Here is a 25,063-nt window from a genome sequence, read left to right on the forward strand (position 1 = left end):
AGATTGCCCTCCAACTCGAAAGGAGGGAATTAGGGTAATATCCCCCTCGGATTTTAATGATCCCCTCTCCAAAAATGAAGAGAAACCCCTACGTCTCAAGAGACGGGGGTTTCTCGACGATCTGAAGGAGTATGCACAAAGGCATACTCCTTATTATTTCAATCCTGACATTCACTCATCGCAATTATCTAACCAGAACACTCTCCATGGCCTGCGATAGACGTTTCATCCCCGTGACGGTCCCTTCCGTATCCGTATGCGAGAAGTTCATACGCATCGTATTGTTCTTCGCATTCTCAGCGAAAAAGCTGGCACCAGGAACGAATGCGACGCCCAGATCGACTGCAGTCTTAAGCAGCTCAGCGGTATCGACAGATTCGGGCAGCTCCAGCCAGAAGAACATGCCGCCCTTCGGCTCGTTCCATATGACGCCCGGCCATTGCTGCTCATTGAGCAGTCCAGCCATCTGGCGCATACGAGCTTCGTATTCCTTGCGAACGAACTCGATATGGGCTGGCAGATCAAAATGCTCCATCAACTGATACAATGTCTGCTGATCAAGCGAGCTGGAATGCAAATCCGCCGCTTGCTTAGCTCGAGCCATATGACGAATAATTTCCGGATCTGCCATAACCCAACCTGTTCTTAAAGCTGGAGCTACGGTTTTGGAGAAGGTGCTTGTATAAACAACGCATGAGCCTGTCGGATGCTGGTCCAAGGAGAACAGCGACGGATAAGCTACCGATGCATCTCCGAATTTCAGTTCCCCGTAAGGATCGTCCTCCAGAATAAGGGTTTCGCTCTCCCGGCATAGCTTAAGCACGCCATTACGCCGCTCCAAACTCCAGGCTTTGCCTGTCGGGTTGGAAAACGTAGGAATTACGTAAACCATCTTCGGGCGGTATTGCTTCAGCTTGGCTGCAAGGTCGTCTAAGTCCATTCCGTCATTATCCGTATCCACTGATACCAAGGTAGCGCCATAAGAGCGGAATACTTGCAATGCCGACAAGTAGGTCGGTCTTTCAACCAGGATTACATCGCCTGAATCGATGTAAATTCGCGTTAGCAAATCGATCGCTTGCTGAGAACCCGTCGTTAGGAGCATATCATCAGGTGTAACCTTAATGCCTTTCTGGCCCATCCAGTCGCATATGCTTTCCCTCAGAGGCAAGTACCCCTCCGTCAAACCATATTGCAACGCTTTGTTTCCTGCTGCGAGCACCCTTTGGAAGGCTTCGCCAATGGCGGCCACTGGAAAATGCTCCTCTGCCGGCAACCCCCCAGCGAAGGAGATAATAGATTTCTTCTGCGTCAGCTTCAAAATCTCACGAACCGCCGAGGAGGAAAAAGTGCCTAATCTGGCGGAAAATTGATAGTTCATCTGTCTTTCCCCATTTCGCATGATCCAATCTGATCGATTAAATTAACGTGACGTTGTCGCGACGATTCCGAGTAGGCGCGTTGCGCTTGTCGATCATTCGGTTTAATGCATCGACGTATGCCCGCGCGCTCGCCTCCAGAATATCCGTACTTACTCCGCGTCCATGTGCAGAGGACTCTCCTTGCTTTAGAACGACATGAACCTCGCCCAAAGCATCTGTACCGTCAGTTACGGATTTTATGGTGTAATCATCCAGTTCAACCGCTTCTCCAGTCAGAGCGTCAATCGCTTGATAGATCGCATCAACCGAACCATTACCCTCGGACTCCTGTTTAACAAAGCCTTGAGCTGTCTTGAGGGTTACTATTGCCTTCGGAGTCGAATGACTGTCGAAGATTACCTTTAACTGCTCTAATGCGTATACTTCCGGTGTCTCGATGATTTTCTCCTCTAGAAGCGCACGGATATCTTCATCGCTAACGGTTTTCTTGCGATCAGCCAGATCCTTGAATTTGCCGAATGCAGCGTTTACTTGCTCCTCCGTTAATTGCTCATAACCAAGATCAACAAGCTTCTCGCGGAAAGCATGGCGTCCGGAGTGCTTTCCTAGAACAAGCTTGCTATCCTTAAGGCCGATCGTTTCCGGAGAAATAATCTCGTAAGTTGTCTTCTCCTTCAGCATTCCATCCTGATGGATTCCGGATTCATGCGCGAACGCATTTGCACCAACGATCGCTTTGTTACCCGGTACGACCATACCCGTTAGCTTGCTGACCAGACGGCTTGTTCTGGCGATTTCCTTCAAATTCAAGGAAGTCGTAGCTTGGAAGAGTTCCGCCCTGGTCGCCAGCGTAAGCGCAACCTCCTCAAGCGATGTGTTACCGGCTCGTTCACCGATGCCGTTAATCGTACCTTCAATTTGATCGGCTCCATTAAGAATAGCCGCTAGAGCGTTCGCCGTCGCCATTCCGAGATCATCATGGCAATGCGCGGATAACTGAATTTTTTCGATTCCATTCACGTTCTCTTTAAGCGTCTTGAAAATGTTTCCGAATTCCTGCGGCGTCATATAGCCAACCGTATCGGGAATGTTAACGACGGTCGCACCGGCATTGATCGCCATTTCCGTTACTTGACAAAGGAAATCAAGCTCCGTACGTCCGGCATCCTCCGGGGAGAATTCGATTTTATCAAAATACTGCTTGGCATACCGGATCGCCCGTTCAGCGTTCTCCAGCACCTGATCCTTCTCCATCCGCAGCTTATGCTTGCGATGGATCGGAGAGGTTGCTAGAAACAAATGAATGCAGGGATCTTGAGCACCCTTAAGAGCTTCTCTTACCGCATCGATGTCTGGCTCCCGAGAACGGGACAAGCCCACGATCGTTGCATTTTTGACCGCTCGAGCGACTGCGTTAACCGCTGCCAAGTCACCCGGAGATGCTGCAGGGAAACCCGCTTCGATCCGATCCACACCCAACTTTTCCAGCTGCAGGGCGATTTCCACTTTTTCTTGCGTATTGAGATTTACGCCTGGGGACTGCTCTCCATCGCGAAGTGTTGTATCAAAAATATAAATTTTTCTCATGGTTGGGTCCTACCCGCACCTCCCGAAGCCATTCATGACTTTATATCAAATTATAGCATATTGGTTGCCGTTCTTTAACAAAAACCCCGGCTAAGCATGCCGGGGTTTCGTATGGGATTTACTTATTACTTCTTAATCCAGTGCATCATACCGCGTAGTTGAGCGCCGACAACTTCAATCGGATGCTCAGACTCGTTGCGACGAGTTGCTGTCAAGAATGCGCGGCCCGATTGGTTCTCAAGAATAAAGTCGCGAGCGAATTTACCTTGTTGAATGTCTTCGAGTACACGCTTCATTTCTTTCTTAGTCTCATCGGTTACAATACGAGGCCCGGTAACATAGTCGCCATATTCCGCAGTGTTGGAGATGGAACTGCGCATGGAGGACAATCCGCCCTCATACATCATATCAACGATCAGCTTCAACTCGTGCAAGCACTCGAAGTAAGCCATCTCAGGAGCATAACCCGCTTCAACAAGAGTTTCGAAACCAGCTTTAACGAGGGCAGTTGCGCCGCCGCAAAGTACAGCTTGCTCTCCGAAGAGATCCGTTTCTGTTTCTTCACGGAAGGAAGTTTCGATTACACCCGCGCGAGTACAACCGATTCCTTTGGCATAAGCCATTCCGATTTCGAATGCTTTGCCTGTACCGTTCTGATGGATCGCAATCAACCCCGGTACGCCAAAGCCTTCAACGTAAGTACGACGAACCATGTGGCCCGGAGATTTAGGAGCAACTAGAAGGACGTCAGTATCCGCAGGAGCTACGATTTGTCCGAAATGTACGTTGAAACCATGGGAGAACATGAGAGCTGCGCCTTTTTTCAAGTTTGGCTCGATATCATTCTTGTAAACGCTGGCTTGAGTTTCATCCGGCATAAGGATTTGTACGACATCCGCTTTGCGAGTTGCGTCAGCAACGGAAAGAACCTCGAAGCCATCATTACGTGCGTTGTCCGCGGATTTACCTTCGCGAAGACCGATAATTACGCTAAGACCGCTGTCACGAAGATTTTGTGCTTGGGCATGCCCTTGGCTGCCGTAACCGATTACCGCGATTGTTTTGCCTTTAAGAACGCCCAGATCAGCGTCCTTCTCATGAAATAACTTAACTGCCATTGGATTGTGTTCCTCCTTCATATAATTGCAAGCTTTATTGGCGACCCCCGAAGCGGGCGTTCCAAAAGAGACAACCGATATTCGGCTCTCTCCCCTCGAACACCCGCTTCGAGCAGGCTGCAAAAAGATCTATCTAGTACTGAGCGGTGTATATTGTTGCTTTGTAGGCTGACGCTTTATTTGTTACTGCGATTCATAGCCGTTACACCTGTACGTGATAATTCACGAATACCGTAAGGCTTAAGCAATTCGATCATAGCGTCAATTTTCTCGGAATCCCCTACAACCTGTACGATTAAGGTCGTGGGACCAATGTCGACAACTGCGGCGCGGAAAGTTTCTACAATGCCGAGAATTTCCGGCCGGGACGAAGGCTCAGCACCGATCTTGATCAAGCCAAGCTCGCGTCCAACCATAGGATTTCCGCTGATATCAATTACTTTAATGACATCGATGAGCTTGTACAATTGTTTCTGGACTTGTTCCAACGTATGGTCATCACCGGTCGTGACGACTACCATACGGGAGAGTCCCGCTTCCTCGGAAGAACCAACTGTAATGCTCTCGATATTAAAGCCCCTGCGGCCAAACAGGCCTGACACCCGTTGCAGCACGCCCGGCTGGTCGTTTACGAGAATAGCTATCGTATGTTTACTCATTCGGAATCCCCCATCAGCATCTCACCAATAGTAGAGCCTTGCGTAACCATTGGGAAGACGTTCTCTTCCTTGCGGACCACGAACTCTACGACCGCAGGACCAGGATGTGCCAAGGCTTCCAGCCAAGCGCTTCGCGCCTCTTCCTTATTGGAAGCACGGAATGCCTTAACGCCATAAGCTTCGGAAAGCTTAACGAAGTCCGGGCTGCCTGCTAGATCGATATGGCTGTAACGGTTATCGTAAATGATTTCCTGCCACTGACGAACCATACCGAGCACCTGGTTGTTAATAATGGCTACCTTAACCGGAATGTTATTGATCGCGCAGATCGCAAGCTCCTGTGCGCACATTTGCATCCCGCCGTCTCCATTAATGGAAACGACTACTCGGTCCGGATTGCCCATCTGAGCGCCTATGGCAGAAGGAAAACCGAAGCCCATCGTCCCCAGCCCGCCAGAGGTTACCCACGAACGAGGCTTGTTTAATGGATAATACTGAGCCGCCCACATCTGATGCTGACCCACATCCGTTGTTACAATGGCGTCACCCTTGGTTGTTTCGTGAATCATAGAAACAACCCATTGCGGCTTAAGAACGACATCTGAATCCTTATATTTGTTAGGCTTAGCAGCCTTCCATTCACTTACCTGAGCGCGCCAAGCATCTGCCTTCCCTGCTCTATTCGCACTCGCGTTAGCAAGCTGCAGAACGGCTCTTACGTCGCCAACGATCGGAATGTCGGTCGGAACGTTCTTGCCGATTTCCGCTGGATCGATATCGATGTGTACAACCTTCGCAAGCGGAGCGAAGCCTTTCAGCTTCATTGTCACGCGGTCATCGAATCTTGCTCCAATATTAATAAGGAGGTCGGCACTTTGGATAGCCGTATTCGCAGTGTACGTTCCGTGCATACCCGGCATACCCATATGAAGCCCATTTCCGCTTGGAAATCCTCCGAGACCGAGCAAGGTCGTTGTCGTCGGGATGCCCGTCTTCGTTACGAATTCGAACAATTCCTCATGTGCCCCGGAGTAGATAACGCCGCCGCCGGCAAGAATGACTGGACGTTCTGCTTGCTCGATTGCGCGCAGCATTTTGTCCACTTGCATCTTGTTCGGTTGAACCGTTGGATTATATCCCCGCAAGCTAACATGCGATACGGGCTGGAATAAGGTTTTCTCGGCAGATACATCTTTCGGAATATCGATCAGCACTGGACCTTTGCGTCCGCTGTTCGCAATATGGAAGGCTTCATGGATCACGCGAGGCAAGTCCTCCGCCTTACGCACCAGATAGCTGTGTTTGGTAATTGGCATTGTAATCCCGACAATATCCGCTTCCTGGAACGCATCCGTTCCAATAAAGCTAGTCGCTACGTTACCCGTAATTACAACAAGCGGCACTGAATCCATAAAAGCCGTTGCTATTCCCGTGACCAGGTTAGTTGCCCCCGGTCCTGAAGTTGCGATACAAACGCCTACCTTACCAGTAGAACGTGCATACCCGTCTGCTGCATGGATGGCTCCTTGCTCATGGCGTGTAAGCAGATGCTGGAAATCTGTAAAGCCGTGCATCGCATCGTAGATGAACAGAACGGCACCGCCCGGATATCCGAAGACGCACTCCGCTCCCTCCAATAGCAAACTGCGAAGCAGCATTTCCGACCCTGAGATTACTTCCGGCTTACTCCACTTCTCAATCAATTCTTCTTTGGATTTTGATGTAACGCCTTGTGTACTCATCCTTATTCCTCCTTTCTAAGTGCGAATAATTTAAGTTCGCTTCTGGCCTCACCTATTATTCGTCACATAAAAAAAGCCCTTCATCCCAACGCCAATATGGCTGTCATGGGACGAAAGGCTGTTGCTTCCGCGGTACCACCCGAGTTTGCCGCTCACCTCACAATGGCGGCCTTGGTAAGTATAAGTCTGCCGACGCGAGAGCGGAGGACAATCTTACACCTTATGCGCAATAACGTGCGCAAACCCGATTCTCCTTATTGAGCCTTGTTAGGCGGTTCAGGCGAATAGCTCCGAGGAGACTTCGCATACAGGGGTTAAGGCATCGGTCTCAGCAAATCCGATACTCTCTGAGCTTAAGAGCCCCATTGCTTTTTCCTCATCACGGCTTTTTCTATTTCAGTAGATTCAGCATTTATTATATTCTTCGCCAAGGCATTCGTCAATACATAACTTAGCCGTTACCGTACAGATAACTTGTTCATACGTTATAAAAATCGGCATTCTTCAATTACGAACCTGTCGAGCAACATGAACCGGGGAGGAAATCCCACTTGATTCGATGGAAGCAGCAACGAGACGATAATGGGATTATACAGCTGGTCCGCACCCAACTTGTACCGATATCTCCGTGGCAGCACCCAAGGGATAGTCGGTTACATTCTGAGATTACACGTCGTCTTCGTAAAGGCGCTACATTAGTTGTTTCATTGTCGCGAAGGAGCTCTCCCTTGGCTTTCCTTCATATGGAATTTCACTACCAGACATTATTAATTGATTTACTGGCAGTCGATTCTAGATACCAGAATAGACAATGGGGAACAGAGCTTATGCAACGAGCAGAGCAATTTGGACTCAAAAAAGGATGCACAATATCCCGTGTCTTCGTGGATGAGGACAATTATCGTGCGCTCCGGTTTTATCATCGCCTTGGTTATTATCCACAGCGAACCATTGAATCATTAAAAGTAATTGAATTAGCCAAAGTTCTTGTTTAAATGAAAAGTAAACAGCAGGTCCGACTAATTGTCAAACCTGCTGTTCGTTCAACAAATATTACCACCAACCTCCGAAACCACCATAACCACCATAACCACCGTAACCACCATAACCACCGTATGGCAACGTTCCTATGGCAAGCAAATCGAACAATACAAGCGGCAATATAAAGGCTTTTGTCTGCACCTTTTTGCCTTTAGGCTGTTCTAGCACTAATTGGTTTCCTTGTATACGAACAAGCTTTCCTGAAGCAACCGAACCGTCCTTACGAACCGCATAAATCTGTTTGCCGACTAACTTCTGGGCTTGAGCGCGAGTAACACTTGCCATCTCTTAACCCTCCTCCCTAGATGCAACCGATGATTCAATAACCGTGTCACGGAATCGTCCCATGAATGGCAGTCTAAGCAACGGTTCAGCTTGACTCGGTAGTCATCATCGATGTTCTGCATCTTATGTAAGGGGTGCCGCTTATGCTTGTACCTCTGCCCCCTCTGGCGGAAAATCAGTCGACTCTTCCGAATCGTAAGGTTTCTCTTATATTTTAAATCTTCCGATCAAGTCGTGTAATTCCTGAACCAGCTTGCTCAAAGAGTTCGCGGAGGACGTAATTTCCTCCATCGACGCTAACTGTTCCTGGGAGGCCGCCGCCACACTTTGCGCATTATCCGATGCATCCTGTGCGATGCGTGCCAGCTGCTCGACAGTGGCCGTTACTTGTTCGCTGCTTGCCGACATTTGTTCCGAAGCGGCTGAAACCTCTTGAACTTCGTCGGCCACCTGCTCCATCTGCGTAAGAATATCACGGAATAACTCCCCGGTTAGCTGTACGGCTTTGGTTCCTTCATGAACTTCCCTCGTCCCTTGCTGAATCGAAGCTCCGGCACGCTGCATTTCGGCTTGGATCTTTCCGATCATCGAGGATACCTGGTCGGCAGCTTGCAAAGTCTGCTCGGCCAATTTCCTCACTTCTCCGGCTACGACGGCAAACCCACGTCCATGTTCACCTGCTCTTGCCGCTTCGATCGCCGCATTCAGCGCCAGCAAATTCGTTTGCGTGCTAATTCCACTGATGACATCGATAATCTTTCCAATTTCTTGTGATTGTTCGTCCAACGCAACGAATATATGCACCGATTGATCGACGGAATCGCGAATGGATTCCATCTGTTTGACCGTGTTTTGGATGATTTCGCTGCCTTGCTGCGTTTTATTGGATACTAATAACGACGATTCGGAGACGGCTGATGCGGATTCGGCGATTTTCTGTATCCCCACAGCCATTTCCCCCATTGCCCTAGCGGCTTCCTCGGAGCTTTGCACTTGAGTCTCCGCACCTCCGGCAACCTCCTGTATGGATGCCGTAATCATTTCAGTAGCCTTGCTCGTCTGTTCTGCACTCGCCATAAGTTGTTCGGAGGTGGAGGCGACATTCAGAGAGTGACTCGATACCTCAACCAACATTTCTTTGATCCGCTGGCTCATTATATTAAAAAACTTAGCCATTTGGCCGAATTCATCTCTGCTTCTTGACGATAAGGTTTGCGTGAAATCTCCTTGGGCGAGCATTACGGACAAAGCGTTCACCTTTTTGATATTTTTTGTGATAAACCAACTGTACAACATGATAGTAGCAATGATCACGGCGATCCCTATTAAGCTGACAATCAACAGCGTACTCACCAGTTTCTGCAGAGGGGCATTTAATTCCTTATCCGGAATGACAAGCAACAAGGTCCATTCCATGTTCGGTATTTTCTTATAATAGACGTGGTTTAGCCCTTTCTCATCCGAATACGTTGCTTGTCCAGATGCGTTGCTTATCAACGGTTCGGACAAAGACGCAAACGACGGATTGCTATCCTGATAGACTTGAAGCTTCATGATCTTATCCCGTTCCGGCCCCGCTATGTAATTATTGTTGCGATCCAGCAAAAGCGCCCATCCTGTGCTTCCAACCTTCGTATTCTCCACGATGTCTTGAATCGTGACCAAGTTAATATCCGCCGTCACTACGCCCAACAATTGTTTCTTAGCGTCGAAAGCGGGAGCTGCAGCCGTAGCCATCGTCACATCCGTGCCCGGATCATAGAACGGATCCGTGAATGCCACTCCGCCAGATGCATTGACGCCTGTTTTATACCATTCTTGATTCAGGTAATCATATTCCGCTGCACTGTAATCTTGCGTGAAAATAATCTGGTCTTTATCTTTATATCCATAAGTAGAAGCATACTTCTTGTCGGTCTCGTGACGATTGGGTTCGAAAAAAATTCCTATACCGAATGTGTCACCGTTGGACTGAAGCGTGTTCCCGATCATTGCGTCATACTGATCAAACGAGAAGTCTGAAGCAAAATTTTCAATAGTTCTAGCGAATACTTCAGCCGTCTTTCCGTGCGCAATAAATCGATTGTCGAGTTGATTGATCGTCCCATTCAACTGCTCGGTCATTGTCCTTTCTATCTGATCCTGTATCATAGTCCTCGAATTGAAATAGGACACCATTGATACAGAAATTAAAGTTAACAGCACCAGAGGTAAAATTGTTAGCATTGTTTTCATTCGAATCGTCTTCATTATGAAGCCCTCCATTTTGTCAGTAAACCTCTGTTAAATTAACTTACACTTAGCGATGCTCTCCCGTTTCCGGCCAAACTTATAGTCAAACCTATTCACGATTTTCTCCCACGCCTTGCCCTGTTCATTGGATAATCCTTCTTCATTAAACGGAAATAACAGCAGGTCTGATTGATTGTCAGACTGCTGTTATCCAAATATTGCCGCTACCAGGCAATCCAATCTGTGTTCATGCAATTTTTGCATTACTTCCCGAATCCATGTTTAACATTAAGATGATACATTGTTCCAATATCTTATCAGTATTTAACGAAAGGTTACATGGACATTTTGAAAGAATTCATATGGATTTTTTCAATCGCAGAGTAAATATGGCTCTTCGGGGACAATTTCGATCATAAGGTTTCTTCTTTAGTTATTCCGAGGATGATTTTCCAATATTTCCAATCGTCAATTGTGCTGCACAACTGCTTGTAAGTCTGAAAGTTCAAAAAAGCCCCGGTTGCCCGGGGCTTTCTGGTACGCATTAATACTATGCGTTGATTTTTTCTTTTGCAGCGCCTGCTAGCGAGTTGAACGCGTTAATGTCGTTAACAGCTAAGTCAGCAAGCATTTTGCGGTTCACTTCGATACCAGCCAGTTTCAAGCCGTGCATCATTTTGCTATAGGACAGACCGTTTTGGCGAGCTGCAGCGTTAATACGCACGATCCACAATCTGCGGAAATTACGCTTCGTCTGACGACGATCGCGGTATGCGTACATAAGGGATTTCATTACCTGTTCTTTAGCTTTCTTAAACAGGCGATGTTTCGCGCCCCAGTAACCTTTAGCTAACTTCAACATTCTATTGCGACGGCGGCGTGTTACGAACCCACCTTTAACTCTTGCCATGATTCATTACCTCCCGGAAGTGTTCATATACGATTATTTCAGGTTTGAAAGTTGTTGCTGCATGCGGCGAACATCGCCTTTAGCCATCAACGGTTGAGTAGCCAGTACACGTTTTGCACGTCCCGATTTATGAGAGAGCAAGTGGTTTTTGTAAGCCTTGAAGCGTTTTACTTTACCAGTACCAGTAATTTTGAAACGATCTTTCAAGCTGCTATGTGTTTTCATCTTAGGCATGAATTGTATCCTCCTGTCAGTGGGCTTTCGGAGCTAAAATCATAATCATGCTGCGGCCTTCCAGCTTAGGCATGCGCTCTACTACACAAATATCTGCTACTTCATTCGCTACCCGCTCAAGAATCTTCTGACCGAGCTTGGCATGCGTGATTTCACGACCACGGAAACGTACGGAACATTTGACTTTGTCGCCTTCATTCAAAAACTTCACTACGTTACGAAATTTCGTTTGGTAGTCATTTTCTTCAATGTTAGCTCGAAACCAAACTTCTTTGAGGTCGACGATTTTTTGATTCTTCCTGGCTTCCTTATCCTTCTTTTGCTGCTCGTAACGGAATTTGCCATAGTCCATAATGCGGCACACCGGCGGTTTCGCCTGAGGTGCTACGTTAACTAAGTCAAGGTTCGCGTCAATTGCCATCTGCATCGCTTCACGGAATGGTTTGATACCGATTTGTTCGCCTTCAGGCCCGACCAGTCGGACTTCCTTCGCCCGGATTTCCTCGTTGAGTTGATGATCCTTGCTAATAATGTTCCACCTCCGAAATGAACTACCGAGTGAATTGCTCAGAAAAAACAAAAAAATACGAGTCGCATCGACCCGCATCTTAGACCTAACGTAAACGGTTATGTTAGGAAACCAAAGCTCCCAATGTTACCGTATATCGTCGGCTCGCATACCCGTCGGCAATGGCCAACTCAGGTGAGAAGCGGGTGCTTCTGCTTGTGCGTGCTGAATAATTTCCATGAATCAGTCACAACGAACACTATACCACTCAACAACAAGGATGTCAACGCATAATTCCATAAAAAACTGCCCCAGGTCATCAGAATCTTGGGACAGCAGTTAGTGCTATTTAGTCCTTACATTTGCTTGCCTTGAACTTCTTCAAGACGAATAACACGTGTATGCTGTGTATGGCTCCAGGTTTTGTTGTTTTGAGTGAAGAAGGCCCAGAATGTAATCGGCCACCAAGTAAAGAAGAAAACCGGGAACATAATTAGCTTAATGTACACGCGCCAATTCACCTTCTCAAGCATCATAGCAAGGGGAACCTGCAAGTAAATATACAGAGAAATCGGAATGGCCAGCCACGCAGGCGCTATAGAATAAATCGAATCGAAATACGGTTTGCCAGGCAGCATAAGATCGAACCATAGTGTCGCAGTAATAAAGAAACCAAGCAAGAAGTTATACGCGTTAAAAACATAGAGGGCGGCGTCGGTCTTAACCAAACTACGCTCTTTGATTCCTTGCCACAGCAGCGGAAGCATATAACGGCGCGTAATATCGAAATGCCCTTGCATCCAACGAAGGCGTTGACGGGAAGAAGCTTTGAACGTAATCGGCTTCTCATCGAATACACGCGCATCGTAGTTGAACTTAGGATAGATGTTACGCTGAATGCAGCGAATCGTAAATTCTAAATCCTCGACAAGGCTTGTTGCTCCCCAGCCCATTTCCTTCAACAGCTTAGTCTCGAAGCACATTCCCGTACCGCCAAGGAAGTTGGATAATCCTAGGTTATAACGCGGCATCTGCCATAGTCGATTACAAAACCAATAGTTAATCCCGTTCGCCGCACTAACCCAGGAATCATTCGGGTTTTTCGTATCCAGGTAACCCTGGATCACCCGGTGTCCATTACATAGATCTTCGTTCATGTATTGCAAGAAGTTGGTTGCCACTAAGTTGTCAGCATCGAACATCACGATGGAATCATACTGCCTTGGATGCTTCCATAATACTTTAAGCATCCATTCAATCGCAAAGCCTTTGCCCCGTTGGTTAGGGTTACTGCGTTCGCAAGCGTGGACCCCTGGGTATTGACGCACGATATCCGCCGTTCCATCCGTGCAGTTGTCACAAATAACAAAGATGTCGAACAACTCGCGGGGATAGTCCATTTTAAGTAAATTTTCAATTAACGCCCCAACAACGGCTTGTTCATTGTGAGCAGCGACGAGTAAAGCGAAAGACTTGGTCGGCTTGTGCGTAATCCGTTCTCTTTTACGATACCATCCGAAGAAAGACAAAATAACCTGATACGCGCCAATCAGGAAAAAGAATACCTGAACGACCAAAAAGATGTTGTTTAACATATTCAGTTATACCCCCTAAACCCTATTTTTCTTTTTTTCTCTCTTTAAGCTTTTGCTTTTTCTCTCTTTTAGCTTTTGCTTTTTCTCTCTTTAGCTTTTGTTTTTTTCTCTCAAGCCAGCTTTTCTTGTTCTCTGTTATGCCTTCCGAAGACACATCCCTGATTCTCTTAGGTTTATGCAGATTTGTCAAAAGGATGCTGCCCTCATATTCGCGGCTTACAGCCAAGATGAGGGGTTCTCGGCAGCGGAGCAACTCAAGTTGCAGGTTTTACTACTCCGCAAGGCACCTTTTCAGCGTTTTCCAATCATTTTCTATCCAGAGACCCAGAACACCGCCCACCAAATTAACGATTTAGCCCTATATTAAGTTGCACTTAAAACTCCCATCGCTTCCTCCATACTTGTCTGGAGGCCTTTGAACACCTCATCCCAAGAGCGGCACTTCGCTTCCTGAACACCCGCTACCGATAATCTTGCCCGTAAGGAAGCATCTTTGTACAGGAGCTCAACGTGGTCAGCGAATGCCTGAATATCACCGGGAGGACATAGTAACCCATTTAAGCCATGACGCACGGTATCGGGTACTGCACCGCCCGCTGCGCCTAGAACCGGCAGGCCGCACGCCATCGCTTCCAATACAACGTTGCCGAATGTTTCCGTCGCGGAGGGGAAAAGCAGTAGATCCGAAGCAGCCATCCATTGTTGAAGCTGACCTTGCGGAAGGGCTCCAAGAAACCGTGTTTCCACTCCCAAACTTTGAGCTAATGCTTTAATCTCTTGTGTCGCTGGACCATCACCGGCAATAACAAGCAGAGCGTCTGCATTTGTCTTGTCTGTAAATCTGGAAACCGCTTCCACAGCTACCTCTGTTTGTTTTTCCGGAGCAATTCGTCCGGCATATAGAACAATAAACCGTGATTTGGGTACTTCATGAATCCGCAGAAACTCCTCACGGTCTACAGAAGGATGAAACCGCTGTGTATCCACTCCGCGGCTCCAAATCTCTAAACCTTCCCAGCCATCCTGGCGGCATTCCTCCAGAACGGATTGTGAAGGCACATATATTCGACTGCAAGGTCGGTGGAACCAATGCAAATATCTCCATAAAAGTTTGCCCATCCATTGAAGATTGTAAAACGGCAAATACCGCACAAAATGAGTATGGTGGGATGCAACTAGCGGAATTCCGTGTTTTATCGCCAAATATCGCCCCGCCATACCCGTGCCAAATGGAGTCGCAACATGGATGATCGTAGGTCTGAAGTCCAATAGTTTTCGTTCCACGTTACCCGTCTGAGGAACTGCAAGCCTGCATTCAGGATATAGAAAAAAGGGCAGACTTGTCAGTCTCTCCGCTTCCTCCGATATCGTTTTCTCCCTTCGCGGCCTCGAAGGTGCGAACACGAGACATTCGACCCCTTGCTTTCGTAAATACCGTACCCAACGCTCCAATGTTTTGGCTACTCCGTTCATTTCCGGAAAATAGGTGTCCGTAAACAAAGCCAACCGAATTTCTGGCATGGGAGATCCCCTCTTTCGTCCGTTTCCTCCATTCTAGAGGCGGGACGTTAACGTGGTGTCAAAAGCACGTTAATACAGCGGTGACAATTGTATTGTATTCTTAAGTTAAGAGACAAATCGGCCCGGTTGGCTGATTAACCTGTATGGCCCAAAGGAGAGGGAGCAATGAGCCGAATATACCGCATGTTGCAGGAAGTAGAACGCCCGCTTTTCTTACATGTCAACATTCGCTGGAATCGTTCTACACTGAACTGGCTGTTCCAGCTGTTATCGCTCATTGGAGGCGCGACATTCAGTCTCTGTCTCTCGCTAGCCGCAGCGTTGTTTGCACCAGAGCCTTGGAGCACCGCTGGTTGGCAGGCGTTCGCCGCAGTTGTCGCCAGCCATCTTCCTGTCGCCATTGCCAAGCGAAGCGCGCCCCGTCTGCGTCCCTATCAAGTGTTTCCGCAAATCAATACTAATCGCCATCCGCTCAAGGATCCGTCCTTTCCATCAGGTCATACAACCGCTGCCTTCGCCATGCTGACACCATGGATGCTCGTTGAACCGATGTTTATCCCGCTGCTGCTGCCCGTTGGAATCGGAGTTGCCTTGTCGCGCATTTACTTCGGGCTTCATTTCCCAAGCGACACCGTTGCAGGAGCCTTACTAGGAAGCACGACCGCTCTTATTCTCACTATCTGGATTTGAGCCGCGAAAAAAAATAACGTGCTCACTAAATTTAGCAAGCACGATTATTATAACGGCCGCACCCTACTCTCACTTGGGTGCGGCCGCTTCCTATTATTCGTCCTTCGAATCAGACTCACTCACCTGAGTCCATATCCCTGGGACTGCCTCTGCGAGTTTGATCTTCCAAATTCTCCGCTACCAGACGACGAAACTCCTGCCGAACTTTCTCGCCGATCACCGCTTCAAGCCGATAAATTGGCATTCCTTGTCCAACGAACTTCGTCTCGTATTCCGTCATAACAAGATCCTCGCGAACTCCATGACGATGCAAGTCCAAAGAAATGTTGCGCATTTGAAGCTCAACTGCTGAAAAGCTGTTCAATGAGAATTCGAACAAACTAAGCGAATCTGTTTTGAAATGGATTTCTCCAATGTCACTTAGCAAATCCTTGTATTTCAATAGAAAACGAGGATGGGTAAGCCTGCGCTTGCCATGCTTGGACTTCGGCCAAGGATCGCTGAAGTTGAGATAGATGCGCTCCAGCTCGCTTGGCTCGAACATCTTCTCAAGAAACTCTACGTTACCCCGTACTAACGCAAGGTTCGGTACCTCGTCGATTCCTTTTTCGCTTTTCCATAATGTTCGAGCCTTCTCGCTTCCCCGACGCAATAACTCATCATAGATGTCCATTCCAATATAATTATTGTTCGGATTATTGAAGCTCATTCGGCTTATGAATTGACCTTTGCCCATACCGCATTCAATATGGATCGGGTTGTCATTCCCGAAAAATTCGTGCCATCTCCCCTTCAGCTTCTGAGGCTCCAGCACGACAAGATCCGGCTGCCGCTCCAGGCTTTCCCTAATATTTTTTCTGCCGCGTAGTCTCATTCTTTTTGTCCTCCTGCATTGTTCGGTTTGCTAAACATCCTGAATATCTCTATACACATCGCTAACCATGCACCGCTTACTAAATACCCGCCTATAACGTCGCTTGGGAAATGCACGCCTAAATATATCCTGCTTAACCCGATACCAATTACCATAAGCAAGCCGATAAATATCAAAGCCGCCTTGCCTTTCCTGCTATTCACGTGCCTCCATAATAAATAAATCAATACGCCATATAACGCTATGACGGCAACGGAATGACCGCTAGGAAACCCGTATCCCGCCTCTTCAACTATACGATGCAGGTCAGGTCTTTCACGGCGAAACACATGTTTAAGCTTAACATTCAGCACATTTGATCCGCCAACAACGACAAGGAGAAGTAAAAGCTCATAGCGGTGCTTAAAGACGAAAAACAAGAACATTGCTAATGCTATCGTTAGCAGGGTTACCGGCACTGTCGCTCCGATCCAACTAAAGCCCTCCATTATAAGTGTAAGCTTGTCCGATTCGAAGCTTTGAACCCAAGCCATAACTGACAAATCAAAGCCCTTGATACTAGTGTTCCTCACTATGATGGCAATAACAGCAAAACATAAGAAAGCTAATAGCCCCCATGCATAAGCTCTCCGCAGATGAGCCAACCCACTCATAACTACGTCTCCTTCCTAAAGAAAACACGATAAAATGAAGTTTATCATGAAAGAACCCTAATGTGTAGAGAGACAGTAGGTAACGATTAAAATGAACAACAAATTTTTATCGGTTTGAGCGAAAATCATGTTTTATGGTATTCTTAATAAAACATCGGAAAGGATGAACCCTGATGGTGAAGCTTATAAACAACCTTCATAGCTGGAAATTCGTCCTATTCCTGTTAGTTGCCTTTACGCTGTTCAGCATGCCAACTATGATGATAGTCGATCAATCAGAACAAACATCACGTTCTCACTTCGCTCACGACGCACCGAACAGCGTTAAAGCCACAAAAAGAACAGCAGCGCCTAGCATGAACAAATTGCTGCTTTTCGCTGCCCTTTTATCTCTCTTTGTTTTATTTAGCAATTCCCCGTATCCTCCCTATCGCATGCCTCACATGAAATCCGTTTTCCTCCCCTTAATAAATTTGCGATTACGCAAAATCCTACTGATGCCCTTGAAGTTCACTTCCTGTTTCGTTTCTTATTCCAATTGATTGTTGCAGCTCAAGAGATTTAATCGACTGCATCTTATTTGGCTTATACGAAAATGATAAATAAGGAAGCAATTCATGCATTCAGGAGGAACCACAAAATGAAAATTCAAGAAATTGATTTGCCCGGTATCGGGAAAAAGATTCAAATAAACACTCGTAGTGGGGACAAATTGGTCATCATCGTACACGACGATGGGAGACGGGAATGTTATCACTTTGATAACGATGATTTAGAGGAAAGCATATCGATGATCACCCTTGATGATGATGAAGCTCGTATAGTCGCCGCTATGATCGGGGGAATGACCTATAAACCTAAGAAGCTTGAATCGATTGAGGTGGCTTTCGACGATCTCATCATTGAATGGTATAAGCTGGAGCCGGATTTCAAGTGTCTTGGAAAAACAATCGGGGAGCTTCATATTCGCAAAAACTCCGGTGCATCCATCCTCGCCGTCATCGAATCCAATCATAGCAAGCATATTAATCCGGGGCCGGATTACAGATTAACCTCGAATGCGACATTAGTCGTTGCCGGAGAACGTCAACAACACAAATTACTCAAACAGATATTATTGAATGGATGTGATTGATCATTATGAATCACATCATATTGGAAGTAGGCTTGGCGATCGCGTTGATTGCACTGGCCGGTTTGTTGTCGTCAAAACTTAGATTTTCCGTCATTCCCTTCTATATTCTAATCGGAATGGCCGTTGGACCTCATTCAGTCGAGCTCTGGCATCTCGATTTCCGATTTATCGAGAGCACCCCGTTAATCGAATTTATGGGCAGGCTTGGCGTCTTGTTCCTTCTCTTCTACTTGGGGCTAGAGTTCTCCGTCGGAAGACTTGTCAAATCCGGTCGCTCTATTGCCATCGGTGGCACGATCTATATTGGCATTAACTTCACTCTGGGACTCGTGTTTGGTTGGGCTAGCGGTTTCCCTCTCCAGGAAACACTCGTCATAGCTGGAATAACCACGATATCCTCCAGCGCTATAGTCGCAAAAGTGCTGGTTGATCTCAAACGCGCTGCCAATCCGGAAACAGAAATGATTCTTGGAATCATCATGTTCGAGGATGTATTCCTTGCTGTTTATATTTCGATTCTGTCGGGACTTGTACTAAGCGGCTCTGCATCCATTTGGGGGGTAACTATGTCCGCATTGATCGCACTCGGCTTCATGCTTGCCTTATTGATCGTCGGGCGTAAAGCAGTCCCCTTATTAAACAAGCTGCTGAATATTCGTTCCAATGAAGTATTCGGACTTGTTATATTTGCTGGATTGTTCCTCGTTGCAGGTTTCTCAGAAACCATACATGTAGCGGAAGCGATTGGTGCCTTATTAATCGGCTTGGTACTAGCGGAAACCGAGCACATGAAGCGAATAGAGAAGCTTATTCTACCGTTCCGAGATTTCTTCGGCGCAATCTTCTTCTTTAGCTTCGGCTTAACCATTGATCCAACAAAGTTAGGCGGCGCAGTTTGGCTGTCACTAGCAGCAGTGATTCTCACACTTATCGGTAATTTTGCAGCAGGCATGCTCGCCGGTCGCAGCGCGGGGCTCTCTTCCAAAGCTTCAGTCAACATTGGATTAACCATCGTCGCACGCGGCGAATTTTCTATTATTATGGCGAACATAGCTAAGACAGGAAGCTTGATGCCGATTATACAGCCATTCGCTGCCCTTTACGTACTTATCTTAGCAATACTCGGCCCTCTGTTAACTAAAGAAAATAAGTTCATCTATAAGGTCCTGGATACAGTATTCCGGTTCAGCAAAGCCAGTACCAAAGTAAAAGCCAAAGCAGAAAACTCTTAATCCATAAGAGAGGATGAAGCAGCAATGAAGAAGCTGCGCGTATCATACCGATTTGGGATTGTAATCTTGGGAGCAATTCTATGTGCGGTTGGATTGGAATTATTTCTCGTTCCTCATCATCTTATTGTCGGCGGCGTGACAGGTGTCTCCTTATTAGTCGCTTACTTCAGCGATATGAGACTTGGATTGTTTCTTTTCCTGCTTAACCTGCCTTTCATCTTATTCCGTTATCGGTATCTCGATCCCGAAGTCCGTCTGATCACCTTGTTCGGTCTATCGATTCTGTCCTTAAGCGCTTTTTATTTACATCCTGCCCCAGCTCTTATTGACACACCCTTAGCCGCCTCCGTGGCAGGTGGAATTTTCTTAGGTCTGGGCATTGGTGTAATTTTGCGTTTTGATGGTATTCTTGATGTTGCAGATGGCGCAGTTTATCTAATGGGTCCTCATAAACCCAATCGAGTCGGATTTATGATCTGGTCTTTCAACGGGATCATTATATTAGGGGGAGGATTCGTCTTCGGTTGGGATGCGGCCATGCATTCCGTTATCGCATTCGCTCTATCTTATCAAACAGTTTCATTCTCCATGAATGGATTTTCCTTAACTCGAATGGCGTGGATCTCAACTTCCCAATCTGAAGAAATAACTCAAGCTCTTCGTATTGAACTGGGGAAAGAAGTCACCGTGCTCACCGATTGGGATACGGGAAAGGGATCCGATCATCACATTCTGATCTTCACCATTCATCGATTGGAGCTATCAAGAATCAAGAAGCTGTTATGGGACATAGATCCAGAATGCAAATTGTCCTTCCAACGTATTAATGAAGGAACGTTAACGGGTGCCACAATAAAGCAGCAAATGAAGAAACAGCTTTAGGAACGTTTCCTTATACCCGTAAGCGAGGCTATTCGCGAAGTCATATGGCTTTCGAATAGCTTCCCCTTTTAGTTGTCAACACAAAGAAGACCGAACACCCTGGATTTGGGCATTCGGTCTCTTAAACTGAGGATTCTCGCCTTAGTTCACAGGACGATGATCTTCAATATAATGGTCTTCGATAATTAGATTTAGCTTCTTTCTAGCCGACACTTCGATATTATGGTTATTGGGGAACTTCGCTCCTGCCAACGCCATCGCTTCTTTCACTGTCAGTTCTACCTTAACCGTATCGTCCCCTTGGGGAATTCGTACACCTGCACTCATGTGAATCACCTCTCCAATCGAATGTTTATCATTTGTATTAACTTGCCCGAGATATGGTAATGGTATGAATAGTGCGACGAGGAATTTGAAGATGTAAGGTTTGTTTGTTGATTTGGCGCAATTTCAATATAACATATCATGTTAGCTTTTTCAAGTTTAAAGCATGAAGATAACGCCCTTTTTTTGATGTTCATTTGGGATGGAAACAGACATGATTGATCCGATTAATGGATAATAACGACGATCCTCGCATTTTGCCCTGTTTTTCGCTACAATAATACCGACTTCTTCAAAGGACGGATGCAGCATGACGACGATTGAAAATGCTTCAATAACTCCCCTATTATGGGCTGAAAAAAGGTTTCATACTTGGAATTACGAGATGCGCGAAACCTTCGGCACGAAAACCTTCAAGGTTATGCTCGATGCCGGCTTCACCTGTCCGAATCGGGACGGGAGTATTGCTGCGGGAGGCTGTACCTTCTGCAGTGCTAGAGGCTCAGGCGATTTCGCAGGGAGCCGGCGTAATGATCTCGTGTCACAGTTTAACGAGATTCGCGACCGACAGCATCTGAAGTGGCCTGAAGCGAAGTATATCGGCTACTTCCAAGCTTTTACGAATACTTATGCGCCGGTAGAGACGCTGCGTGAATATTATGAGGTCATTCTCGAGCAGCCCGGGGTTGTTGGGTTATCCATTGCCACAAGACCCGACTGCTTGCCTGATGATGTCGTGGATTATCTCGCTGAGCTTAACGAGCGCACCTACCTATGGGTGGAAATGGGTTTGCAGACGATTCATGAGTCGACTTCACAGCTAATTAACCGAGCTCATGATACAGCTTGCTTCGAGGATGCGGTACGTCGACTAAGAGCCCGCGGCATTCGCGTGTGTGCACATATTATCCATGGCTTGCCCGGCGAGACGCGGGAGATGATGCTGGAAACGGGACAGGCTGTCGCGGAAATGGATGTACAAGGCATTAAAGTCCATCTGCTTCATCTCATGCGCAAAACCCCCATGGTCCGCCAATGGCGTGATGGCTTGCTTCGTTTCTTGGAGCAGGACGAGTATGTTGACCTTGTCGTCGATACGCTTGAGCTTCTGCCTCCAGAGATAATTGTCCATCGTCTTACGGGGGATGCTCCAAGGGAGTTGCTTATCGGTCCGATGTGGAGCCTGCGTAAATGGGAAGTGCTAAATGCCATAGATGCCGAGTTGGTTAGAAGAAACAGCTGGCAGGGTAAAGCATGGAAGGGACGAAGACGATAAGATGGGATTTCTCTTCGTCTTGAGCCAAGCACAGAGATGGATAATTGAACGAATCAAACCGGGGGATATCGTTGTTGATGCAACAGCAGGGAATGGCGCTGATACGCTATTCCTTGCTCAGTTAGCAGGCGCTGAAGGGAAAGTATATGCCTTTGACATTCAATCCTCAGCAATTGAGAACACACGTCAGCGTTTGAATTCGGTTTCTGAAACAGAAGGGCTTGCACCTGTTGATCTTCTGCATACCAGTCATGAGAATATGGCGAGCGGTATACCGGTTGAACATCATGGACAGATCAGTGTCATTATGTTCAACTTGGGTTACCTTCCAGGCGCTTCGCATGACATTATTACTAAGTCGTCAACTACATTATCTGCTTTGAAGACCGCAGTCCTGTTGCTTCGAAGCGGCGGATTGCTTACTATAGTTGTTTATCCTGGACATGAGGGCGGAGATCAGGAAGCAAACGCCGTTTATGCCTGGGCTTCCGACATATCACCTTCCCTCGCCCAGACCATTGTTTATCGGTTTCCACAGAAACCGACAGCGCCCTATTTAATCGCTTTGATCAAAAGCTGACGATTCGTGGGCGCTTGCGTGCACGATTGATCGCAAACTTGGAGGGAATTGAATTGGCAGTACTTAAGATTGAGCATGTGGGTATTATGGTTAGCTCTTTGGAGGTTTCCATTCCGTTCTATGAAAATGTGGTTGGTCTAACGCACACAGAAACTTTGCTGCATACGAACGGTGTTATTCGTCTAGCTTTTCTATCGTTTCCAAAGTCACAAGATACCGAGATTGAGCTCATTGAAGGCTTCACGGGTGAGCTTGCCAAGGCGGGCCGCGTGCATCACGTTGCCTTTACCGTTGATGATATTGAGCAAGAATTTAATCGTATCCGTTCCTTACAGATGTCTGGCTTAGACGAGCAAATTACGGCTTTACCTAATGGCAGTCGCTACTTTTTTTTCGACGGCCCGGATGGCGAGGCAATAGAATTTTTCCAATCCACTAGAGGAGGCAATCAATAATATGAATATACAACCTTACCCATTGCATTTTAAACCTGAATTTAAGGAAAGAGTCTGGGGCGGCCGCGCTCTTGAGCGGTTTGGCTTCGACGTCCCCCAAGGCGTAATCGGAGAAGGCTGGATGATTGCCGATCATCCGAATGGTGTGTCTCACGTTACGAACGGTGCTCTAGCAGGTAAAGGACTGGACGAAATTCGCGAGCTATTCGGTGAAACTTGGTTTGGAGCAAAAGGCGGCAAATCCGGCAACGGACGTTTTCCTCTATTAATAAAGCTGCTCGATTGTAACGACGACTTGTCTATTCAGGTGCATCCGAACGATCATTACGAAGGACTCCCAAAGGGTGAGCCCGGAAAAACAGAAATGTGGTATGTTCTCGACGCCAAGCCAGGAGCTAAGATCATCTATGGACTACAGCCAGGTGTAGACCGGGCATCAATGGCTAAGTCCATTGATGAAGGACGGATAATGGATTGCCTGCAGGAGGTAACCGTTAAAGCGGGAGATACCTTCTACATTCCAGCTGGAACCGTACATGCATTGTGCGCAGGTGTACTTGTAGCGGAAATCCAACAAAACTCGGATACAACCTATCGACTATTCGATTACAACCGTCCGGGACTAGATGGTAAGCCACGCGAATTACATGTCGAGGATTCCTTGAATGTTACGGCCTTCGAGGGATCTGGAGCTACTCGAATGGATACGGACGGTGTTAAGCCCGGCGAATGGCTCACCTTGGCTGATTCATCCTATTTCACAACTGATAAAGGGGTCGTGCAAGGAGAATGGTCGTTGGGTACATCGGGAGACAGCTTCGTTATTCTCATCGTGTGCGAAGGCTCCGGCAGTATCGGGTGGTCTAACGGACTTGTCGATGCCAAAGCGGGCGACTGCTTCTTGCTTCCGGCCAATCTAGGCAACTACACCCTTGATGGTTCAATGACGGTGCTTCGCAGCCTAGTGCCTTAAGAGGAAAAAATACTGGTTTTGTCGAATAAATCGAGCAGGGAAATCAGTTTAAGCTAATAGACGAAAGGTCGGGGTCTCATGCGTCAGGGAATCATATTGTTAGGATTGGGAGTCGCAATGTGGGCTGTCGCCACCCTTTTCTTCCTGTTATTCGGAGGTTGGGTCGTGCTCGAGGTAGGTAACAATTATTTTGGTTCCTCCTTGTTTCTATTAGAAATGCTTACTTTTCTCCTACTCATCGGAATCGCGTTGGTTATTCGGCTTAAGCTGTTCAGGGAACGAGGATCTGCGACTCGCTTCGGTTTTGTCGCCGCAGCGGTCGGATTGCTTCTGAATACCTTCATCCTTTGGTATCGCGATTCTGTCTTTTCCGATTTTACTGAGGGGCAGCACCATGGCTTCACTGTATGGATGACTTTAGCTTGTGCATTAACCCTGCTCGTACCTGCTGTCGTTGATCGTTTCGTTAGGGAGCCAGCACCCGTACCGATAAAGGTCGAGGAGGCAACAGAAGCTCCGGTTAGTTCAGCGGATTATCCTTTGGAAGAGCCAAAACAAACATCAGTGTCTTCACTATCTTCCGAGGCAAAAGCGGATTAAAAATGAGGGCGGATCCTAAGGGATTCGCCGTTTTTTTGGGAGGATTCTATGCTCACATCAACCGAAGAACATCGACGCGAAGCCCCTGTTAGCGTCTCGTGTGCGATAATAACGGTGTCTGATACACGTACTCCGGAAACAGATAAAAGCGGGCAACTCATTCGTGATTTGTTGGAGGAGAAAGGGTATACCGTTACAGAGTATGCCATCGTTCGCGACGAGTATGACGGAATTAAGACACTGCTCCGCAGTGCTGCAGAAAATCCAGAAGTGGAAGCTGTTCTGTTGAACGGAGGCACAGGAATTGCCGGAAGAGATACGACCTATGAAGCGGTTCGCGATCAACTGGACAAGGAGATGCCTGGCTTCGGGGAACTGTTCCGCTACTTGAGTTTTACCGAGGATATCGGTTCGGCAGCTATTCTGTCTAGGGCGATCGCGGGTACCATCGGTCAAACCGCCGTATTCTCGATGCCCGGCTCGACTGGTGCGGTCCGCCTGGCGATGACACGGCTGATTATCCCCGAATTGGGACACGTTATGCGGGAGCTTTATAAGGATAAGTAGTTGTCTCC

At 47.2% G+C, this 25,063-nt stretch carries 27 protein-coding genes; 11 read left to right on the forward strand and 16 right to left on the reverse strand.

Annotated elements, in window-relative coordinates:
• Positions 1-184: 184 nt before the first annotated feature.
• The 5 genes from ACESLK_RS13805 to ilvB form a co-directional block, all read right to left on the reverse strand.
• Positions 185-1,381 (reverse strand): aminotransferase-like domain-containing protein, encoded by a 1,197-nt coding sequence (locus ACESLK_RS13805; protein WP_373230083.1) that lies wholly within the window; start codon positions 1,379-1,381, stop codon positions 185-187.
• A gap of 37 nt (positions 1,382-1,418) precedes the next feature.
• Positions 1,419-2,969, reverse strand: a complete 1,551-nt coding sequence (locus ACESLK_RS13810) for a 2-isopropylmalate synthase (RefSeq protein WP_373230084.1) — start codon at positions 2,967-2,969, stop codon at positions 1,419-1,421.
• Positions 2,970-3,094: 125 nt separating this feature from the next.
• Positions 3,095-4,087 carry a ketol-acid reductoisomerase gene (gene ilvC, locus ACESLK_RS13815; protein WP_373230085.1) on the reverse strand — a complete coding sequence of 331 codons (993 nt, stop codon included), beginning with the start codon at positions 4,085-4,087 and terminating at the stop codon, positions 3,095-3,097.
• Positions 4,088-4,263: 176 nt separating this feature from the next.
• Positions 4,264-4,746, reverse strand: coding sequence for an acetolactate synthase small subunit (ilvN, locus tag ACESLK_RS13820; RefSeq protein WP_373230086.1), 483 nt, complete (start codon positions 4,744-4,746; stop codon positions 4,264-4,266).
• On the reverse strand, positions 4,743-6,488 hold the full coding sequence (gene ilvB, locus ACESLK_RS13825) for a biosynthetic-type acetolactate synthase large subunit (protein WP_373230087.1): 1,746 nt from the start codon (positions 6,486-6,488) through the stop codon (positions 4,743-4,745). Before ilvB ends, ilvN begins: the two co-directional genes overlap by 4 nt.
• 551 nt (positions 6,489-7,039) lie before the next feature.
• Between ilvB and ACESLK_RS13830 the strand changes: the two genes are divergently transcribed.
• Positions 7,040-7,483, forward strand: coding sequence for a GNAT family N-acetyltransferase (locus ACESLK_RS13830; protein ID WP_373230088.1), 444 nt, complete (start codon positions 7,040-7,042; stop codon positions 7,481-7,483).
• A gap of 58 nt (positions 7,484-7,541) precedes the next feature.
• Here the strand turns inward: ACESLK_RS13830 and ACESLK_RS13835 are convergent, their stop codons facing one another.
• The 8 genes from ACESLK_RS13835 to ACESLK_RS13870 all read right to left on the reverse strand — a co-directional run bounded on the left by ACESLK_RS13835 (position 7,542) and on the right by ACESLK_RS13870 (position 14,814).
• Complete coding sequence (locus ACESLK_RS13835; protein WP_373230090.1) at positions 7,542-7,814, reverse strand: hypothetical protein; 273 nt, start codon at positions 7,812-7,814, stop codon at positions 7,542-7,544.
• Between the two features lie 207 nt (positions 7,815-8,021).
• Positions 8,022-10,064, reverse strand: coding sequence for a methyl-accepting chemotaxis protein (locus ACESLK_RS13840; protein ID WP_373230092.1), 2,043 nt, complete (start codon positions 10,062-10,064; stop codon positions 8,022-8,024).
• A 532-nt stretch (positions 10,065-10,596) separates the two neighbouring features.
• The gene (gene rplT / locus ACESLK_RS13845) at positions 10,597-10,956 is read right to left on the reverse strand and encodes a 50S ribosomal protein L20 (RefSeq protein WP_373230093.1); all 360 of its coding nucleotides are present in this window, start codon (positions 10,954-10,956) and stop codon (positions 10,597-10,599) included.
• A 33-nt stretch (positions 10,957-10,989) separates the two neighbouring features.
• The gene (rpmI, locus tag ACESLK_RS13850) at positions 10,990-11,190 is read right to left on the reverse strand and encodes a 50S ribosomal protein L35 (RefSeq protein WP_373230094.1); all 201 of its coding nucleotides are present in this window, start codon (positions 11,188-11,190) and stop codon (positions 10,990-10,992) included.
• A 16-nt stretch (positions 11,191-11,206) separates the two neighbouring features.
• Entirely contained in the window at positions 11,207-11,797 is a 591-nt protein-coding gene (gene infC / locus ACESLK_RS13855) for a translation initiation factor IF-3 (protein ID WP_373230095.1), read from the reverse strand.
• A gap of 257 nt (positions 11,798-12,054) precedes the next feature.
• Positions 12,055-13,293 carry a glycosyltransferase family 2 protein gene (locus ACESLK_RS13860; RefSeq protein ID WP_373230096.1) on the reverse strand — a complete coding sequence of 413 codons (1,239 nt, stop codon included), beginning with the start codon at positions 13,291-13,293 and terminating at the stop codon, positions 12,055-12,057.
• Positions 13,294-13,315: 22 nt separating this feature from the next.
• Positions 13,316-13,519 carry a hypothetical protein gene (locus tag ACESLK_RS13865; RefSeq protein WP_373230097.1) on the reverse strand — a complete coding sequence of 68 codons (204 nt, stop codon included), beginning with the start codon at positions 13,517-13,519 and terminating at the stop codon, positions 13,316-13,318.
• A 137-nt stretch (positions 13,520-13,656) separates the two neighbouring features.
• Complete coding sequence (locus ACESLK_RS13870) at positions 13,657-14,814, reverse strand: glycosyltransferase family 4 protein (RefSeq protein WP_373230098.1); 1,158 nt, start codon at positions 14,812-14,814, stop codon at positions 13,657-13,659.
• A 165-nt stretch (positions 14,815-14,979) separates the two neighbouring features.
• On the opposite strand from ACESLK_RS13870, the gene ACESLK_RS13875 reads away from it, so the two are divergent.
• Positions 14,980-15,504 carry a phosphatase PAP2 family protein gene (locus ACESLK_RS13875; RefSeq protein WP_373230099.1) on the forward strand — a complete coding sequence of 175 codons (525 nt, stop codon included), beginning with the start codon at positions 14,980-14,982 and terminating at the stop codon, positions 15,502-15,504.
• 115 nt (positions 15,505-15,619) lie between these two features.
• Here ACESLK_RS13875 and trmB read toward each other — a convergent pair whose 3' ends face one another.
• The gene (trmB, locus tag ACESLK_RS13880) at positions 15,620-16,378 is read right to left on the reverse strand and encodes a tRNA (guanosine(46)-N7)-methyltransferase TrmB (RefSeq protein WP_373230100.1); all 759 of its coding nucleotides are present in this window, start codon (positions 16,376-16,378) and stop codon (positions 15,620-15,622) included.
• Positions 16,375-17,031, reverse strand: coding sequence for a phosphatase PAP2 family protein (locus ACESLK_RS13885; protein ID WP_373230101.1), 657 nt, complete (start codon positions 17,029-17,031; stop codon positions 16,375-16,377). The genes trmB and ACESLK_RS13885 overlap by 4 nt, the downstream gene beginning before the upstream one ends.
• A gap of 640 nt (positions 17,032-17,671) precedes the next feature.
• On the opposite strand from ACESLK_RS13885, the gene ACESLK_RS13890 reads away from it, so the two are divergent.
• The 3 genes from ACESLK_RS13890 to ACESLK_RS13900 are packed head-to-tail and all read left to right on the forward strand — an operon-like array spanning position 17,672 to position 20,280.
• On the forward strand, positions 17,672-18,166 hold the full coding sequence (locus ACESLK_RS13890) for a cation:proton antiporter regulatory subunit (protein ID WP_373230102.1): 495 nt from the start codon (positions 17,672-17,674) through the stop codon (positions 18,164-18,166).
• 5 nt (positions 18,167-18,171) lie between these two features.
• Complete coding sequence (locus ACESLK_RS13895; protein WP_373230103.1) at positions 18,172-19,398, forward strand: cation:proton antiporter; 1,227 nt, start codon at positions 18,172-18,174, stop codon at positions 19,396-19,398.
• A gap of 24 nt (positions 19,399-19,422) precedes the next feature.
• Positions 19,423-20,280 carry a YitT family protein gene (locus tag ACESLK_RS13900; RefSeq protein ID WP_373230104.1) on the forward strand — a complete coding sequence of 286 codons (858 nt, stop codon included), beginning with the start codon at positions 19,423-19,425 and terminating at the stop codon, positions 20,278-20,280.
• Between the two features lie 141 nt (positions 20,281-20,421).
• On the opposite strand, the gene ACESLK_RS13905 is transcribed toward ACESLK_RS13900, so the two are convergent.
• Complete coding sequence (locus tag ACESLK_RS13905) at positions 20,422-20,607, reverse strand: hypothetical protein (RefSeq protein ID WP_373230105.1); 186 nt, start codon at positions 20,605-20,607, stop codon at positions 20,422-20,424.
• 307 nt (positions 20,608-20,914) lie between these two features.
• Between ACESLK_RS13905 and mnmL the strand changes: the two genes are divergently transcribed.
• The 6 genes from mnmL (at position 20,915) to ACESLK_RS13935 (ending at position 25,055) form a co-directional block, all read left to right on the forward strand.
• Positions 20,915-21,880, forward strand: a complete 966-nt coding sequence (gene mnmL / locus ACESLK_RS13910) for a tRNA modification radical SAM protein MnmL/YtqA (RefSeq protein WP_373230106.1) — start codon at positions 20,915-20,917, stop codon at positions 21,878-21,880.
• Between the two features lie 19 nt (positions 21,881-21,899).
• Positions 21,900-22,460, forward strand: a complete 561-nt coding sequence (mnmM, locus tag ACESLK_RS13915; RefSeq protein WP_373230108.1) for a tRNA 5-(aminomethyl)-2-thiouridylate-methyltransferase MnmM — start codon at positions 21,900-21,902, stop codon at positions 22,458-22,460.
• A gap of 53 nt (positions 22,461-22,513) precedes the next feature.
• Positions 22,514-22,915 carry a VOC family protein gene (locus tag ACESLK_RS13920; RefSeq protein WP_373230109.1) on the forward strand — a complete coding sequence of 134 codons (402 nt, stop codon included), beginning with the start codon at positions 22,514-22,516 and terminating at the stop codon, positions 22,913-22,915.
• 1 nt (position 22,916) lies between these two features.
• Entirely contained in the window at positions 22,917-23,888 is a 972-nt protein-coding gene (locus ACESLK_RS13925; RefSeq protein ID WP_373230110.1) for a type I phosphomannose isomerase catalytic subunit, read from the forward strand.
• Between the two features lie 78 nt (positions 23,889-23,966).
• On the forward strand, positions 23,967-24,488 hold the full coding sequence (locus ACESLK_RS13930; RefSeq protein ID WP_373230111.1) for a hypothetical protein: 522 nt from the start codon (positions 23,967-23,969) through the stop codon (positions 24,486-24,488).
• 48 nt (positions 24,489-24,536) lie between these two features.
• Positions 24,537-25,055: a MogA/MoaB family molybdenum cofactor biosynthesis protein gene (locus ACESLK_RS13935; protein WP_373230112.1), complete on the forward strand. Its 519-nt coding sequence runs from the start codon at positions 24,537-24,539 to the stop codon at positions 25,053-25,055.
• Positions 25,056-25,063 lie beyond the last annotated feature (8 nt).

Source organism: Cohnella sp. (genome assembly GCF_041640265.1).
Classification (GTDB): Bacteria; Bacillota; Bacilli; order Paenibacillales; family Paenibacillaceae; genus Cohnella.